This is a genomic window from Mechercharimyces mesophilus (genome assembly GCF_059818345.1).
Map to the genome: position 1 here is coordinate 107,179 of NZ_JCBAPH010000003.1, position 15,727 is coordinate 122,905.

General features: G+C 44.1%; 16 protein-coding genes. 8 read left to right on the forward strand and 8 right to left on the reverse strand.

The annotated features are described in order from the left end of the window. Positions 1-30 precede the first annotated feature (30 nt). The 6 genes from purH to AC6RGY_RS10385 all read left to right on the forward strand — a co-directional run bounded on the left by purH (position 31) and on the right by AC6RGY_RS10385 (position 7,298). Positions 31-1,593: a bifunctional phosphoribosylaminoimidazolecarboxamide formyltransferase/IMP cyclohydrolase gene (purH, locus tag AC6RGY_RS10360; protein ID WP_499862689.1), complete on the forward strand. Its 1,563-nt coding sequence runs from the start codon at positions 31-33 to the stop codon at positions 1,591-1,593. A gap of 66 nt (positions 1,594-1,659) precedes the next feature. Continuing rightward, on the forward strand, positions 1,660-1,932 hold the full coding sequence (locus AC6RGY_RS10365; protein ID WP_499862691.1) for a hypothetical protein: 273 nt from the start codon (positions 1,660-1,662) through the stop codon (positions 1,930-1,932). An 87-nt stretch (positions 1,933-2,019) separates the two neighbouring features. After that, a complete protein-coding gene (gene purD, locus AC6RGY_RS10370; protein WP_499862693.1) occupies positions 2,020-3,291 on the forward strand; it encodes a phosphoribosylamine--glycine ligase in 1,272 nt (423 codons plus the stop codon). Between the two features lie 291 nt (positions 3,292-3,582). Continuing rightward, positions 3,583-5,439: a glycosyltransferase gene (locus tag AC6RGY_RS10375; protein WP_499862695.1), complete on the forward strand. Its 1,857-nt coding sequence runs from the start codon at positions 3,583-3,585 to the stop codon at positions 5,437-5,439. A gap of 276 nt (positions 5,440-5,715) precedes the next feature. Further along, positions 5,716-6,558: an ABC transporter permease gene (locus AC6RGY_RS10380; RefSeq protein WP_499862697.1), complete on the forward strand. Its 843-nt coding sequence runs from the start codon at positions 5,716-5,718 to the stop codon at positions 6,556-6,558. Beyond that, entirely contained in the window at positions 6,558-7,298 is a 741-nt protein-coding gene (locus tag AC6RGY_RS10385; RefSeq protein WP_499862699.1) for an ABC transporter ATP-binding protein, read from the forward strand. Before AC6RGY_RS10380 ends, AC6RGY_RS10385 begins: the two co-directional genes overlap by 1 nt. A 113-nt stretch (positions 7,299-7,411) precedes the next feature. Here AC6RGY_RS10385 and AC6RGY_RS10390 read toward each other — a convergent pair whose 3' ends face one another. The 8 genes from AC6RGY_RS10390 to AC6RGY_RS10425 all read right to left on the reverse strand — a co-directional run bounded on the left by AC6RGY_RS10390 (position 7,412) and on the right by AC6RGY_RS10425 (position 13,889). Next, positions 7,412-7,621 (reverse strand): hypothetical protein, encoded by a 210-nt coding sequence (locus AC6RGY_RS10390; protein WP_499862701.1) that lies wholly within the window; start codon positions 7,619-7,621, stop codon positions 7,412-7,414. Between the two features lie 382 nt (positions 7,622-8,003). After that, positions 8,004-8,636 (reverse strand): CBS domain-containing protein, encoded by a 633-nt coding sequence (locus tag AC6RGY_RS10395; protein ID WP_499862703.1) that lies wholly within the window; start codon positions 8,634-8,636, stop codon positions 8,004-8,006. A gap of 470 nt (positions 8,637-9,106) precedes the next feature. After that, positions 9,107-9,748, reverse strand: coding sequence for a hypothetical protein (locus tag AC6RGY_RS10400; protein WP_499862705.1), 642 nt, complete (start codon positions 9,746-9,748; stop codon positions 9,107-9,109). A gap of 64 nt (positions 9,749-9,812) precedes the next feature. Next, positions 9,813-9,965, reverse strand: coding sequence for an EYxxD motif small membrane protein (locus tag AC6RGY_RS10405; RefSeq protein WP_499862707.1), 153 nt, complete (start codon positions 9,963-9,965; stop codon positions 9,813-9,815). Further along, on the reverse strand, positions 9,962-10,255 hold the full coding sequence (locus tag AC6RGY_RS10410; RefSeq protein WP_499862709.1) for a YgaP family membrane protein: 294 nt from the start codon (positions 10,253-10,255) through the stop codon (positions 9,962-9,964). The genes AC6RGY_RS10405 and AC6RGY_RS10410 overlap by 4 nt, the downstream gene beginning before the upstream one ends. A 231-nt stretch (positions 10,256-10,486) precedes the next feature. After that, positions 10,487-11,806, reverse strand: coding sequence for a UDP-glucose dehydrogenase family protein (locus AC6RGY_RS10415; protein ID WP_499862711.1), 1,320 nt, complete (start codon positions 11,804-11,806; stop codon positions 10,487-10,489). Between the two features lie 6 nt (positions 11,807-11,812). Beyond that, entirely contained in the window at positions 11,813-12,721 is a 909-nt protein-coding gene (gene galU, locus AC6RGY_RS10420) for a UTP--glucose-1-phosphate uridylyltransferase GalU (RefSeq protein ID WP_499862713.1), read from the reverse strand. A gap of 25 nt (positions 12,722-12,746) precedes the next feature. Continuing rightward, the gene (locus AC6RGY_RS10425; RefSeq protein ID WP_499862715.1) at positions 12,747-13,889 is read right to left on the reverse strand and encodes a glycosyltransferase family 4 protein; all 1,143 of its coding nucleotides are present in this window, start codon (positions 13,887-13,889) and stop codon (positions 12,747-12,749) included. Positions 13,890-14,111: 222 nt separating this feature from the next. Between AC6RGY_RS10425 and AC6RGY_RS10430 the strand changes: the two genes are divergently transcribed. Together AC6RGY_RS10430 and AC6RGY_RS10435 are read left to right on the forward strand one after the other, a co-directional pair. Further along, a complete protein-coding gene (locus AC6RGY_RS10430) occupies positions 14,112-14,408 on the forward strand; it encodes a YerC/YecD family TrpR-related protein (protein WP_499862717.1) in 297 nt (98 codons plus the stop codon). Positions 14,409-14,682: 274 nt separating this feature from the next. Further along, the gene (locus AC6RGY_RS10435) at positions 14,683-15,726 is read left to right on the forward strand and encodes a multicopper oxidase domain-containing protein (protein WP_499862719.1); all 1,044 of its coding nucleotides are present in this window, start codon (positions 14,683-14,685) and stop codon (positions 15,724-15,726) included. Position 15,727: the final 1 nt, after the last annotated feature.

The window sequence follows — 15,727 nt, forward strand, 5'->3', positions numbered from 1 at the left end:
CATAGGGAAATGAGGAAAAGGGGAATGACTTTGTCGAAACAACCACGCGCACTCATCAGTGTTTATGATAAAACGGGGATTGTCTCGTTGGCAGACGCATTGACTCAACTAGGTTATGAAATCGTGTCTACCGGAGGCACCAAAAAAGCATTGGAAGCAGCAGGTATTGCTGTAACGGCTGTGTCTGAAGTGACGGGTTTTCCAGAAGTGCTGGATGGTCGGGTGAAAACACTGCACCCGCGTATTCATGCAGGCATTTTGGCTATGCGTGACTGTGAAAACCACCAGCGTCAACTAGCCGAACAAGAGATTCAACCGATTGATCTTGTTATTACCAATCTATATCCTTTTCAACAAACGATCGCGCAACCGGATGTAACTTTCGTTGAAGCGATCGAAAATATTGATATTGGTGGCCCTTCCATGATTCGGGCAGCAGCCAAAAACCATGAGGATGTAACGGTATTGGTTGATGCGGCCGATTATGATGAAGTGATTGCGCAACTGAAAGCAAAGAGTAAAATTGATGCTTATACGCGTCAGCGTTTAGCAGCTAAAGCTTTTCAGCATACGGCTCATTATGATGCCATCATCGCACAATATTTATCTGAACGCGTCTCTTCGAAAGAGGATGAACCATCATTCCCTCAAGAATTAACCCTTCCTTTCTTACTCAAAAACTCCCTACGCTATGGGGAGAACCCTCATCAGCATGCCGCTTTTTATCAAGATCCTTTAGCAGATAAAGGGAGCATCGCCATGGCTGAACAGCTACATGGCAAAGAACTGTCCTATAATAATATCCAAGATACGGATGCGGCACTGCAAATGGTTCAAGAGTTCACAAAGCCGACTGTGGTAGCTGTTAAACACACCAACCCTTGTGGTATCGGTCAAGGAGAAAATATGGCGGAAGCTTTTGATCATGCTTATGAAGGGGACTCGACTTCCATTTTTGGGGGGATCGTTGCTTGTAACCGCGAAGTGGATGGCAAGACAGCTACCAGAATGCACGAAATTTTTCTAGAGGTTATTGCCGCACCCTCCTTTACAGAAGAAGCTTTGACCATTCTTCAAGCAAAGAAAAATTTGCGCTTGTTAAAGGTGAATAACCCTTCATTTAAAATGAAGAGACAGAGAATGAAAGTGAAAAGTGTAAGTGGTGGTCTCTTAATGCAAGAAGCAGATCAAAAAGAAATCGAAGTACAGGATTGTCGTGTGGTGACAGAGAGACAACCAACTCCTGAGGAGTGGGAGCAACTTCTCTTTGGCTGGAAAGTGGTGAAGCATGTGAAATCGAATGCCATTGTACTGGTTAACGAGAAGGGCACAATTGGGATTGGTGCAGGGCAAATGAACCGAGTGGGAGCAGCAGAAATTGCGATACGTCAAGCAGGCGATAAAGTGACAGGAGCAATCTTAGCTTCCGATGCTTTCTTTCCGATGAAAGATACCGTTGAAGTTGCTGCTTTAGCAGGTGTGAGAGCCATTATCCAGCCAGGTGGATCGATTCGAGATGAAGAGTCCATCCAAGAAGCGAATCGTCATGGGATGGCAATGGTCTTTACAGGAGTTCGTCACTTTAATCATTAAAAAAGGTGACCAAATGAGTGGGATGTGCGTATATATGAGTAGAAGTGGAACAGGGAGAGGAAGGCAATGCCTGTTATTCGGTGGACATTGGGACTCTTTGTACTTACGCTACTCGCAAGCTGGTTGATGACGGCTTGGTTAGACCGTACGCCTGTTTTTTGGTTAGAAAGTTTGAAGGTAATTGGTGCTACCTTTTTCTTTATGGCACTATGGCTAGGGGGCGTGACAACATCACGAAGTCGTCGTCAGCGCATGATTGGAAGCCTACGCATTGATTTGTCACTCACCTTAATTCTGGTCACGATCCTACTCTTTTTTTTCAGTGCGATATTATCGTAAGTGATAGGAGAAATCAGCCACGTCTGTCGGCTGATTTCAGTCTGTAGGACAAGCTTTTCTATTTGTTGAATATGGGAGGAATAATGGATGCGTATTCTGGTCATCGGTAGTGGGGGTAGAGAACATACATTGATATGGAAGTTAAAGCAGAGCTCCAGAGTAACAGCCTTGTTTTGTGCGCCGGGAAATGGAGGAATGAAGGAACTTGCTACCTGTGTCCCCCTTGATGGAAGCGAAATTGACGAGTTGATACAATTTGTCGAGCAAGAAGCGATCGATCTGACCATCGTTGGACCAGAAGCCCCATTGTTAGCAGGCATTGTGGATCAATTTGAAGAACGTGGATTAAAAATATTTGGTCCATCGAAACGAGCCGCTCAACTAGAAGGAAGTAAGCGCTTTGCTAAGGAGATGATGCAAAAGTACCACATCCCCACGGGTCATTTCCGGGCTTTTTCTGAATATGAAGAAGCGAAGCAATATGTGCGAGAAGTGGGAGCGCCGATTGTCGTCAAGGCGGACGGATTGGCAGCAGGGAAAGGCGTTGTGGTTGCACATACCCTTGCCGAAGCGGAAGAGGCATTGAAGAATATGATGGAACAGGAGGCATATGGAGAAGCGGGTAGTGAAGTCGTCATTGAAGAATTCTTAAATGGGGAAGAAATGTCCTTGATGGCTTTTGTCGACGGCGAGTCAGTAGTAGCCATGGCGCCAGCGCAAGATCATAAACCTGTCTTTAATGATGACCAAGGCCCCAATACAGGAGGGATGGGTTCGTATTCCCCTGTTCCTCATCTCCCCTCATCGGTAGTGGAGCGTACGATGGAGGAGATTGTTTTTCCCATTACTCGTGCTCTAAGGAGCGAAGGAATTCACTATCGCGGTGTTCTTTATGCTGGTTTGATGGTGACGGATGCGGGACCAAAAGTAATCGAGTTTAATGCCCGTTTTGGTGATCCGGAAGCACAAGTCGTTTTGCCTCGCATGCAACAGGATCTGGTCGACGTCTTGGAAGCGGTCGTTGATGGTCGTTTAAGTGAACAGTCCCTTACTTGGAAAGAAGGGGCGGCACTCTGTGTGGTGATGGCATCTGGAGGGTACCCAGGAGGATACGAGAAAGGGGTTCCGATCGCAGGAAATCTAGAGATGGGAGAAGAAATGGTCTTTCACGCGGGAACCAAATGGACAGCTGACGGACTTGTTACCAACGGGGGGCGTGTATTGGGTGTAACTGCTTTGGGAACGGATATTGCGACTGCCAAAGAAAAAGCGTACACCCGCGTCGCACAAATCCAATTTGCTGGTGCTCATGTGCGCACAGATATTGGAAACAAAGCGATTGTTAATAGGGGAGTCTAAGGCTACTTCATTTGTTAGAACGATTCGGATCGTGCATGTATAAATGAAGAGAATGAGGATATACAGGCGTCTAAAGTTGCTGTCGCTAAAGATGACTGCTTCCAGAGTGAAGGTGGGTTCACTTAGGTGCAGTCATCTTCCTTTTATGATCTCTATTAAATGAAAGGATAGAGTAACTAGGAAACGAAAATAACCAAAAACTCCTTTTTTACATTGTCGTTTGGCGCAGAACCTGTTATGATATAGGTACTTATTCTGTCACCAAAGGTGATAATGAAAGAGTGAATGGACATGAGTAAAACACCTCATGATGTGATGATTGGCGCGTCTCCAATAGAGGAACAGCTAATCTTTTCTTTTTTATTGGTTGTACGAAATGAAGAAACGCACATTAGTTTTTTATTGGAATCTATTTTAAACCAAGATTTCCCGAATGAAAACTACGAGATCATTGTTATAGATGGGGAATCGACCGATTCAACCCAAGAAATCATTAAAAAATATGTAAAGAAATATCCAAATCGCATTCAATATCTAATCAACCCCAAACAAACGCTAGCGACGGGCTGGAACCTTGGAATTAAAGAAGCAAAGGGAGAGTATGTTATCCGGGTGGATGGACATAGTCAAATTCCTGCTGATTTCTTAGCGAAGACGTACCAAGTAGCCAATAAAGTACCGGATGCGGCGTGTGTCGGTGGGATGATTGAATCTGTAGGCACAGGCTTCTGGGGTGAAGTAAATGCTCATGTTTACTCTCATCCTTTTGGAGTAGGAAACTCCAAATTCCGTACAGCGAAGAAAGACTGGGAAGGGTATGTGGACACGGTACCCTATGCTGCATACAGACGAGATGTTTTTGAGCAAGTAGGCTATTTTGATGAAGGCTTGAAGAGAAACGAAGACCTTGAAATGCATTCCAGAATCCGCCAAACAGGTAAAGGATTCTATTTATCGACAGCGATTCGTTCTACCTATTATGTTCGAAATACCGTCTCCTCATTCATAAAGAAATCTTATGGTGACGGAAAATGGACAATGGTTGCCAGAAAGAGAGGAGCGGGTGTGCTTCGTCTGCGTCACTTGATTCCGCTATTTGCTCTGTTGATTGGTGCGGGTTTGCTGATCGCTTCCTTCTTCTCATTTGTGGCTAAAGCGGCTTTACTCAGCATTTTTGCTCTTTATTCTATTCTTCTTTTTAGTTCGTCAATGGGGATTGTGAAGCAAAAAGGGATAAACTATTTGTTACCCAGTATGATGTCTTTCTTTCTGTTGCATACGAGTCGTGGAATAGGCTCCTTCGTTGGTTTAGTGAAGTCGTATCTTTGGAGTGATTCGCATATGGAAAAGCCTGAAAAGGAACAAGAAGACTCGCGACAGATTTCAGCGGAGGAAAAAGCACAATTGGATCGCCCCACCCTCCCTTTTGATTCAGAAGAAATCCTTGCTTTGCGCAGAGAATGTCAAAAGCCACGGGCTTTAGAAGATATCTGGACATGGTATGTTCTGCGCCGTGTGTCGATTTACGGTGCGGTGGCGTTAAGTAAGACAAGGATTACACCCAATGCAATTAGTTGGATGAGCTTGTTCTTCTTTTTCTTGACAGGGACAATGATGTTGATTGGTCAAGGATGGGCATTCCTCTTAGCGGCTCTGTTTTATAACCTCGGTTATATGGCAGATTGTGTGGATGGAGAAGTGGCTAGGATTAAGGGAATTACCAGTCAGAAAGGGGCTTTTCTGGACACATTGATTCGTGCCATGAGTATCCCGATGCTGACTTCATTTGCGCTCTCCATTCTCGCTACTTTCTATGGAGATCCATTGTCATTTTCCATGAACATGTTGATCTATTGTGCTTCCTTGATATCGACGATGGCCTTGCTCGTTCCACTCTCTTTTCACCTAGCACAGACAAAGAGTGAAGAGAGTGATCCTGTAACCGATATGCGCAAGACCTCGCAGTTGAATGAATGGATTGCATTCTTAACAGGGTTGCCTGGTTTCTTTGCTGTCCTGGTGATTGCCGTTTTGGCGCAAACAGCAATACAAGCTCCCTTTGCTGCCTATCTGGTCGCCTTGTTCCTGCTTATTTTGATCCTGAAAACTACGGCACGCTTCTATCTTACCATCGCAGCATTAAAGTAGGTGGATCTTGTTTTAACTTTCAGTCAAAATGATTTTAAGCTTTTATTAACATGGGTGCTGATCTAGTTACAAATTAGAACTGAATAAATGAGGAGAGAAGGAAAGAGCTGTTGCTCTTCCTTCTCTCTGTTTAGGGAAAGAGGAAGAAGATCTTCCCTTGAAAATTGGTTACGGATCCTTTATGATAAATAAGATTGTTTTGGTTATATTTGATGTGAAAGTCTTTTATTTTTGAATCCTGTTAAACGGGTTTCAATGGAGATAAGGAGTCTTCATATGTTTCGAGAGCTTTTCAAGTACAGAGAACTTATTTATTTTCTTGTGCATAAGGAAATTCGTATTCGTTATCGCAATTCGTTTTTTGGTTTCTTTTGGACTTTATTAGAGCCATTGGGTTTGATGGTGATTTACGCTTTGGTTTTCTCTGTGATCGGACGAAGCTTTGCTGATGATTTTAATGGTACCTACCCACTTTTCATATTATCAGGCTTAATGCCTTGGATGTTCTTTAATAATACGTTAAAGCGTGGAATGACTTCACTCTCACGAAATGGGTCGCTCCTAAAGAAAATCTATTTCCCACGGGAGATATTTCCTCTAACCGACGTGTTAGCAAATATCGTAAATTTAATACCTGCTCTTGCACTCGTCTTTTTGGTTGCTGTCATCGTTAACCCAGGAGAAATACAGTGGCTTCACTTTCTTTATCTGCCTTTCTTAGTTTTACTGCAAGCGCTCCTTACTTTCAGCTTCGCTCTATTACTGGGAGCATTAAACGTTTATTATCGGGATGTAGAGTTTATTATCACCCTTGTATTAAGAGGGTGGATGTATCTAACTCCTATTATTTATCCATTAACCATCCTGCAAGGTGGTCCACCGGGAAGCCTGCATACCCTTCCTTTCGGTATCTCGTGGGAAGTGTTCACTTTCCTCTATCAACTGAATCCAATGGTGGCCATCACCAACTTGTACCATCAATTGTACTTCCCAGTGAGTAAGACGGGCATGGTGAGCGTTAATCAGATTGCGTATTCAATCATCTTTACGCTGGTGTTATATATCATTGCACGCTATAGCTTTAAACGACTGAGTCGTCGTGTAGGAGAAGTGATCTAATGAATGATGCCATTGTGGTGGAGCACATATCCAAACATTTTCGTAAACCATATGATAAAACGCTAAAAGGTCGCTTTATTTCTTTGGCCAAGCGGGAAAAAATGTATGAAGAGTTTGTTGCGCTCGATGATGTTTCTTTTAACATTAAACAAGGCGAAGGCTATGCGATCATCGGTAAGAATGGGGCAGGGAAAAGTACCCTGTTTAAAGTACTGAGTGGAATTATTCAACAAGATGCTGGGAAAGTGCAAATTAACGGCAAAGTCGCGCCTCTTATTGAATTAGGAGCGGGGTTGAGCCGGGATTTGACTGGCGAAGAGAATATTCGCCTCAACTGTGCGATCTTTGGTCTGAGTAGAGAGCGAATGGAACAAGTGTCTCCCCTGATCAGGGAGTTCTCGGAACTAGGTGATTTCATTAATACTCCAGTTAAGTTTTACTCCTCTGGAATGAAGGCGCGTCTTGGATTTTCGATTGCTATCCATATTGATGCCGATATTATTCTTGTGGATGAAGTGTTGGCAGTGGGAGATAAAGACTTTAAGAAAAAATGTGATGAGAAGATGTTACAACTGCGAGAAGAGGGTAAAACCTTGGTGGTTGTTTCTCACAGTCTAAACCCTCTCCGTAAAATATGTGATCGAGCGTTGATCTTAGAAAGAGGGAAAGTAAGAGAGACTGGGGAGATCAACGAGATGATTGACAAATACGAAAAAATGCCTCCGAAAAAGAAGGCCTGAGCGAAAGATCTTCAGAAAACAGTTTTAAGAGATGCCAATAAGATAATGTATAGCGAAAGAACTCATCTATCGCTTTCAGTCATAAAAAACCCTCGGTGTCTTACACCGAGGGTTTAGCTGATGGAGATGGATTCTTTGCTTCCTTCAATGCGCACCGCGTGCACAGGAATCTCGAACCACCATGCTCCTTTGGTTTTTTTTACAGGGTGATAGCCTGCACGTTTTAAGGAACGGGCCATGTTCCAACTGGCCGTGTAGACTTTCGCTTGTTGGTTTGCTTCATCAAATTGAATGACCGTTTCTTTTTCGCTTTGGCTTAACATGTTTTCAACCTCCTGGGTAAACGATCGTATGTTCTGTTTCTCTTATTCTATCATGAGAAAGCCGATTTGGCACGCGCTGATTTTCTTCTATGTTTCACTTCGATGTCTAGGCTTGATCCCCTTCTAGATAGGATAAATTCATTTAGGGACTTTGTTAGTCTAACATAATGGATTTTAAAGAAAAACATACGTGGTCTATGCACGCACCTGGGTGAAAGAAGACAAAGTGTGGGAGTACCAGGTTTTTCGCAACGTGGTGGAGGGCCACAAGGAATCCTTCTGCGTGACGGTTGCAAGCAATGTCACGCAGAAGGATTCCTTGAGCTCTCTTTAGAGGTTATAGAAAAGCCGCCTGTGTCTGAGGCGGCTTACTTACTCTTCTCTATTTGTTTTTGATACCGAGAATGCGGAATCCGCTTTGTTCTAGGTTTTGTTGAATCTCTTCGATATTACTGTTGGATTCAACTTTCAAGAGAATGCGGCGGGCATTATCACTGCCAGCATCAAAAGTAGCGATGGAGATGATATTGGTGTCAGTTGGTTTGACGGCTTCCAACACATGCTCCAATACATGTGGAACATCGTTTAGTACACCCAGTAGGAAGCGAGTACCCGAAACATCATTTCCATAGGTGGAAATGAGTGCTTGCTCAATGTTGCTAATTTTAACAATCCCTAAAAAGGTGTATCCATCTTCGTCGACGATGGGAACGAAGGGATAACGTACGATCAAAGGCAACGTATCTTCGAAATCATCGGTGATAAGCAGAGGGTCCATCTTATGAATGAGGGTAGGTCGATTGAAGACCTCTTCATCCCATGAGAGGGACTCATCGCACATCTCTTTAAAGATGTATGAATAGCCTGTAATGCCAAGAAAAGTCCCATGTTCATCCACTACGGGGATGGACTCTAGCCCTAGCTTTTGCAAAGTAGTGATGGTGTCACGAATGCTGGTAGATGGGGTAAGGGTTTCTATTGAATCTTGAGGAGATAAACAATTTTTAATAAACATCTACGCTTCACTCCCTTCTTGTCTCTCTCTAAGTTTAATATACTACAGTGGAAGAGAAAACCCCTGTTGTTATAGCAATCTATAAATAGACGTACGGGTAAACTTGCTGTTGAACTCTATCTCTATAACGGTGAGGTAGTTTTAAATAGTAAATCGCCATAGTTGTTACCACGCCACACCGGATTAAAGTAGCCATCAACCACGCTCCAGGTTCTCCCGGAGTGTGGTTGATTGGCGGTGGTATTTTTTTCGATCCATGATCCACGGCTCAGAGCCTCTTAAAGAGAAACCGCTCGCCCATCTTCTAACAACTCTTAGGGAGCTTTTATTTTTATCTTCAACGGCAGTTTTTCCATTTAATGAATTCAAGTTTCACTAAATGGAGTCCATAGAAAAAGTCCCCCCTTATCACCAAATGGGGGAGCGATATGACTCAGATAGGTACCGTAAGCAGGTACGGATTATGGAGATTATTGATGCTTAATATTTAGCACACGAAAGCCTCTTTTTTCTAGTGCTTGTTCAATGGCCCGTACGTCTCGGAATGGTTCGATTTTGAGGAGGACACGGCGAATGGTAGAATCTCCTGCATCAAAGGAGGCGATAGAGATGATGTTGACATCGAAAGGTTTGACTGCCGAGATAATTTGTTCCAGCTGGTGAGGCATATCCATGAAGACACCCAGTAAGAAACGAATTCCTTCTACTTCCTGTCCATAGGTTGAAGAAAGAGCCTTTTCAATATCACCAATTTTCACTATACCCGCAAATGTTTCTCCATCTTCCTGTACTACAGGAACAAAAGGATAGCGAGTGCAGTAGGGAAGAGTGTCTTCGAAATCGTCATGTATATTTAAGGGGTCAATTGTATGGAGTGCAGTGGTAACAGGTTGTTCCCACTTCTCCGTTTTGACTTCCATCTGATCATCATCAAGAAGGGCTTTTAGAATATAGGAATAACCCGTAATCCCCATGAAGAATCGAGATTCGCTGATGACGGGAATGGTATCCAATTTCATCTTGCGTAGGTGATCGACCGTTTGGCGTAAGGTACAGCTAGCGGTGATCGGTTGAATCTTGTCATACGATGTAAGGCAGTTTTTGATAAACAAAACAATTCCTCCCCCAATTTCATCCATACACAGAATATGCAAGGGGAGGATATTTAGAACCAGGCTATTTCGCTTTTTTTCGCATATGAGCGACGACAAAGGCGATGACAATCGCAGAGCCAATAACCGACAAGAAAACATAACCATAGTCGTTCAAGGCTTCTGTAAACGCATTGTTCGTATCCAACGGATCCGTCTGCAGTAGCCACGTTATCATGGGAGAGGAATTTCTTTCTGCTTCGAGGTAGGTTCATTTTTGCTTCTGTTGTTTCCGTCTTGACATCCTTCCGGTTGGAGGGACTGTCCTACTGTGCTTTGTCCCATCATGTAGAGGAGAGGACAGACGCGAACAATCCCCTCTGCAATTTTCATTCCAGACATCATCGCAATAAGAAGGGGAGTACTGTGATGAGGACGAAGAACCAATTGTGACGTACTCCAAGCAATTCCCATGAATCCTAAGGTGATACGAATGAGGGCATCCCAATTGCCTACATTTTTTTGCATGCTCCCTCTCTCCTTTCTCCAGTGCTATTCCTAGTGTTTCACCGGGTGTTGGTATTACACCGGAGGAGAGAGGAAAAATATTGGTAACAGAGGGGTGGCCTTTTCGTATCTCGATGGGGTAATCGCTAGTGTGATTTTTTAATGAGTGGAGACAAATCACCACCTGATTCCCTGATGCTTCGGCATGGGTGAAGCGAGGTCTGGCTTCAAATCCGTCTTTATAAGAAGTGATTACGTTTTTTCTATTAAGCTTTTATTTACAATATTGGGTCGACCGACAGAAAAGTAACGAAGCGGATGTTTTGTTGCGATCTCTTCTACCTCAGCGAGAGAGAGAAGATTTCGTCCATCCAAAATGAGTGGAGCTTTTAAAAGGGAGGTTATTTTGCCCCAGTTTAGTGAGAGAAAATGCTTCCACTCGGTTAGAATGATGAGAGCATCGCATCCTTGTATCGCTTCATAGGGAGTAGGAAAAATCTTAACACCAGCAACAGGAAATTGTTTGGCGACAGGATCGTAAGCACTTACGGTCGCACCTTGAGCTAAGCAGGCTTGGCTGATTGTTAGTGAAGGAGAAGAACGGATATCATCTGTCTCAGGTTTAAAGCTAAGTCCGAGCAAGGCAATCTTTTTTCCATCAAGGGAGCCCCATTCTTGTAGAAGCTTGCGGAGGGCCCATAGCTTCTGTGCTTCATTGATCGCTTCTGTCGCCTCCAATAAAGGAAGTTGAACCCCCGCTTCTTTTCCCATGGCGAGGAGGGCTTGTGTATCTTTGGGAAAGCAGGATCCTCCATACCCAATACCAGCTCGTAAAAATTGATCTCCTATACGGGGATCGGCCCCCATTCCAGTAGCCACTGCTTCGATGTTTCCTCCTACCTCTTCACACATCGAAGCCATCATATTAATGAAGGAGATCTTCGTGGCTAAGTAGGAATTAGAAGCATATTTGATCAACTCTGCACTTCTGCGATCACTTGCATATATGGGTGCTTGCAGGGGTTCATAGATGGTTCTCATGAAGGATTCTGCTTTAAGCGAACGAACACCTAAGATGACACGGTCAGGATGAAAGAAGTCATAGACCGCATTCCCTTGACGTAAAAACTCTGGATTGGAGACCACCTCGCATAGGCTACCGTTTCTATCTAATCTCTCCTGAATCTGATCCGCAGTGCCAATAGGGACCGTGCTCTTGATGATGACCACTTGATTCGTTAATTTTATGTGGGCTAAGGTATCCACCACTTCTTCTATTTGTGAGAGATCGGCACGCCCATCAGGAAGTGCAGGAGTTCCGACAGCGATGAAAATGGCTTCCGCTGTTGCAATGGTTGTTTTATGGTCGTGAGTAAAGTGTAACCTTTTTTGAGCGAGTCCTTGTTGCAATGGCGTGTCCAAATGGGGTTCGTGAAAAGGGATGACTCCTTGTTGTAAGCTCTGAATACGCTGATGAGAGCGGTCGATACAGGAGACATCATGTCCAAGGGCAGACAGACAAGTGCCGGTAACAAGTCCCACATAGCCCGTTCCGATGATAGCAATCTTCATGAGAAATCACTCCTTCGTTGTAGACTGGAGCAGTTGGCGGTCAACCTTATGTATTACCTCTCGTAGCAACGGTCCGTAGTGCGGGTGTTTTAACGCGTATAGTAGATTGACGCTCAAATAGCCGAGCGGATGTCCAACGTCGTGTCGGGTTCCATGAAATCCATAGGCGAGAGTGGGCTGATAAGGAATTTGTGCTTTGATGGCATCTGTAAGTTGAAACTCCCCGCCATGACCGGGAGAGATACTTGCCAATGTTTCCATAATGGAAGGTTCCAAAATGTAACGCCCCATAATAGCTATTCGTGAGACGGTTTGTTCAGGGGATGGTTTTTCAATCACATCTTGAATGGGAAGGGTCTCTCCGGCGGAGATGGTCTCTTTTCCAGAGGAAAAGATCACTCCATATCTGCTTTTTTCCTCTTCAGCGACAGTTTGCACGCCTATGATGGGGCGACGGAAGCGCTCATATTGCTCTATTAGTTGTTGGAGGCAGGGGGATTGATCGGTTTTGGTTTCCACGATATCATCGCCTAATAAGAGGGCGAATGGTTCGGAGCCGACAAATGTACGTGCTTGGAGGACGGCATCTCCTAATCCTCTTGGTTCTTTTTGACGAATGTAATGGATGCGAGCGGGATGAGAGATGTCTTTTACTCCTTCTAAACGTTCACGCTGCTTCCGTTGCTCGAGGATGTGTTCCAACTCGTAGGCCTTATCAAAATGATCCTCAATCGCTCGCTTGCTCCGTCCAGTGATGATGAGAATATCTGTGATCCCCGATGCAACCGCCTCTTCTACAATATATTGGATGGTGGGTTTATTGATAATCGGCAACATTTCCTTCGGTAACGACTTTGTAGCGGGTAAAAAACGGGTACCCAAGCCAGCGGCGGGAATGATCGCTTTTGTAATCATCTGTATATTCCCCTTTCCCTTGTCGTTAGGCGCTCTGAATGGATTGGCGCGTAATCACTTGTTCATACTCTGCCAAGAGGCGATCAAAAATGGTGTCCCAAGATTGACTTAAGGCGTATTGTCTCCCTTGTTGGATAAGAGAGAGGCGCAGATGGTCATCCTGTAAGATGTGGACAATCGCTTGTGCGAAGCTGGAGGAATCATTGGCAGGGCAGAGCCAACCCGTATTTCCATGGTTGATGACTTCTTGCACCCCACCTGCTTGGGCTCCGATGACAGGTGTCCCACTAGACATCGCTTCCAAGACAACGTTACCAAAGGTTTCTGTACTGGAAGGGAAGATGAACAAGTCCGCACTAGCGTAAGCTTCTGCTAGCTCTTCTCCTTGTAAGTAGCCTGTAAAAGTTGCTGAATAGGGAAAAGAGGAGCGATAGTCTGCAAGAAGAGGACCTTCACCGACGAAGACCCAGTGAGCCCGTTCGCGTACGTGTGTAGGAAGGGATTTCATCATTTCAGGAATGAGATGGATATCCTTTTCCGGTGCCATCCGACCCACATAGAGAAAGAGGTAGGGTTGATCAATCTGATACCGTTCACGAAAATGGCTGTATTTTTTGCTCGGGTGAAACAAGTCTGCATCCACCCCACGTTTCCAGAGTGACACGTTAGAAATCCCTTGTTGTCTTAAGGTGGTCTGAGTCTGTTCGGTTGGGACAAAGGTCTTGTGACAAGGTTGATGGAACCAGCGTAGGTAACGCCAACTCCAAGAAGATAAGAAGGTTAAGTGGTAGTATGCCAGATACTTATCAAAATTGGTATGGTAGGAAGCAACCAAGGGTACGCCTTCTTTGCGTCCGTAATAGTGTCCACATAATCCGATGTTAAAGGGGGTGGCAACATGAATTATATCGGGTGCAAAGGACTGAAGGGACTCGCGAATGGAAAAGTAATTGGGCAGAGCAAGGCGACATTCTGGATAGAGAAGGAACGGTAGGCTAGCATAACGATAGATGGTGGCGGGGTCCTTCATTTCCTCCCCACGATGTTCAGGGACAAATACCTGATGAGGGAGATTACGTTTGGCTAAATGCGCGACCAACCGCTTCAACGTTAAAGAGACACCATTAATTTGTGGCACAAACGTATCGGTAAACAAGGCGATCCGCAAAGTGGTTTCCTCCTTGAAACCTGTCGATTCTCTATCATTATAGACGATGGCTGTTGATCGGTGATTGAGAATTTATATAATTTGTATGAAAGGGGCGCTTTCATTATTCGCTAGTACGAAAGTAAAAGAATAGGAGGTTAAATGAGAGAAGGTCTTTGACAGGGCCTTGTTGAATTGTATACAGTAAAGGGTGAAAGTGTTGCGGAGGGAGAGCAAAAGTAGATGCAACTAAATAAATTAAATAAAAAAGAGATTGAACAACTATTTCAAGCCATTCTTAACTTAGAAGATATGGAGCAGTGTTATCAATTTTTTGATGACCTTTGTACAGTGGGAGAAATGAAATCGCTTGCACAGCGATTAGAAGTGGCACGGATGCTACGAGAAGGGTATACGTATAACCAGATAGAAGCGGAAACAGGTGCGAGCACGGCAACGATTTCACGTGTGAAGAGATGCTTACATTATGGAACGGAAGGGTATCAACTGGCATTAGATGCGCTGAAGAACAAAGAGTAATCATGAGGGGAAGAGGACTGGTCATCATAGATGTGCACAGCCTTTTTCGTTTTCTTCATCGTGAGTCTAACCAATAAGAGAGCCGTCTTCTTCAAAAGAAGACGGTTATTTTTATTTTGAGAGGTGAAGCCATTCTGATTTTGCCCTTTTGTATTTACAGATACCTATGGAACGAATAGAATGGTACGAAGGAAATATATTTAGATTAAGATAATCTTTTTGCCTCAGTGCAATTATTTACTTTTATTTTAACCCATTGGAGGAGGGGAATAAATTGAGCAAAAACCAAATAACATCTACTTCGATTAAGAAACGTTGGTCCCGTCGTAAGTTTCTAAAGGCAAGCATTGGTGGGATGATGGGGACCGTGGGAGCGATCCTTATGCCAGGGCTTTTGCGAGAGGAACAAACGACAGCCAATGCTGAGCATGGAATGAGCGAAATGTCCGGGGTTGATGCTGGGACGATGACGAAAAAGGCTTCGAAAAAGTCGTTGGATAACGCGCATCACATCCTCAAAAACTTTGATTATGGAAAGATAGAGAAACTAGCTAATGGACGCACTTTGCGAAAATATACAATTACTGCGATAGAGAAGGAAATTGAGATTGCTCCCGGTGTCTTCTATCCTGCATGGACATACAATGGACAGGTCCCTGGTCCAACCCTGCGAGCAACAGAAGGAGATCTTCTTCGCATCACCTTTCAAAACTCTTCTTCACATCCGCACACGATCCATTTTCATGGTATTCACCCAGCTAATATGGATGGCGTGTTTGAGATTGTAGAACCAGGAAAAAGCTTTACCTATGAATTTACAGCCGAACCTTTTGGATGCCACCTCTACCATTGCCATGTCATGCCGTTGAAAAAACACATGGAAAAAGGGATGTACGGGGCCTTTATCATCGATCCGAAAGATCCACGTGAAGAAGCAAATGAGATGGTTATGGTGATGAACGCTTTTGATACGGATTTTGATGAAGAAAATGAATTTTATACGGTGAATGGGTTTGCTAATGCCTACATGGATCGACCGATTAAAGTGAAACTAGGTGAGAAAATACGCATTTACTTAGTAAATGTGACCGAGTTCGATCTAATTAACTCTTTTCATATTCATGGGAATATGTTTAAACTCTTTCGGACGGGAACCTCTTTGGAACATTACGAGTTCACTGATACGGTGATGTTGTGTCAAGGAGAGCGGAGTGTTTTGGAGATGTCATTCAAGTATCCTGGGAAGTTTATGTTCCATGCTCATCAGAGTGAATTCTCTGAGTTGGGTTGGATGGGCTTCTTTGATGTTCAGGAATAGG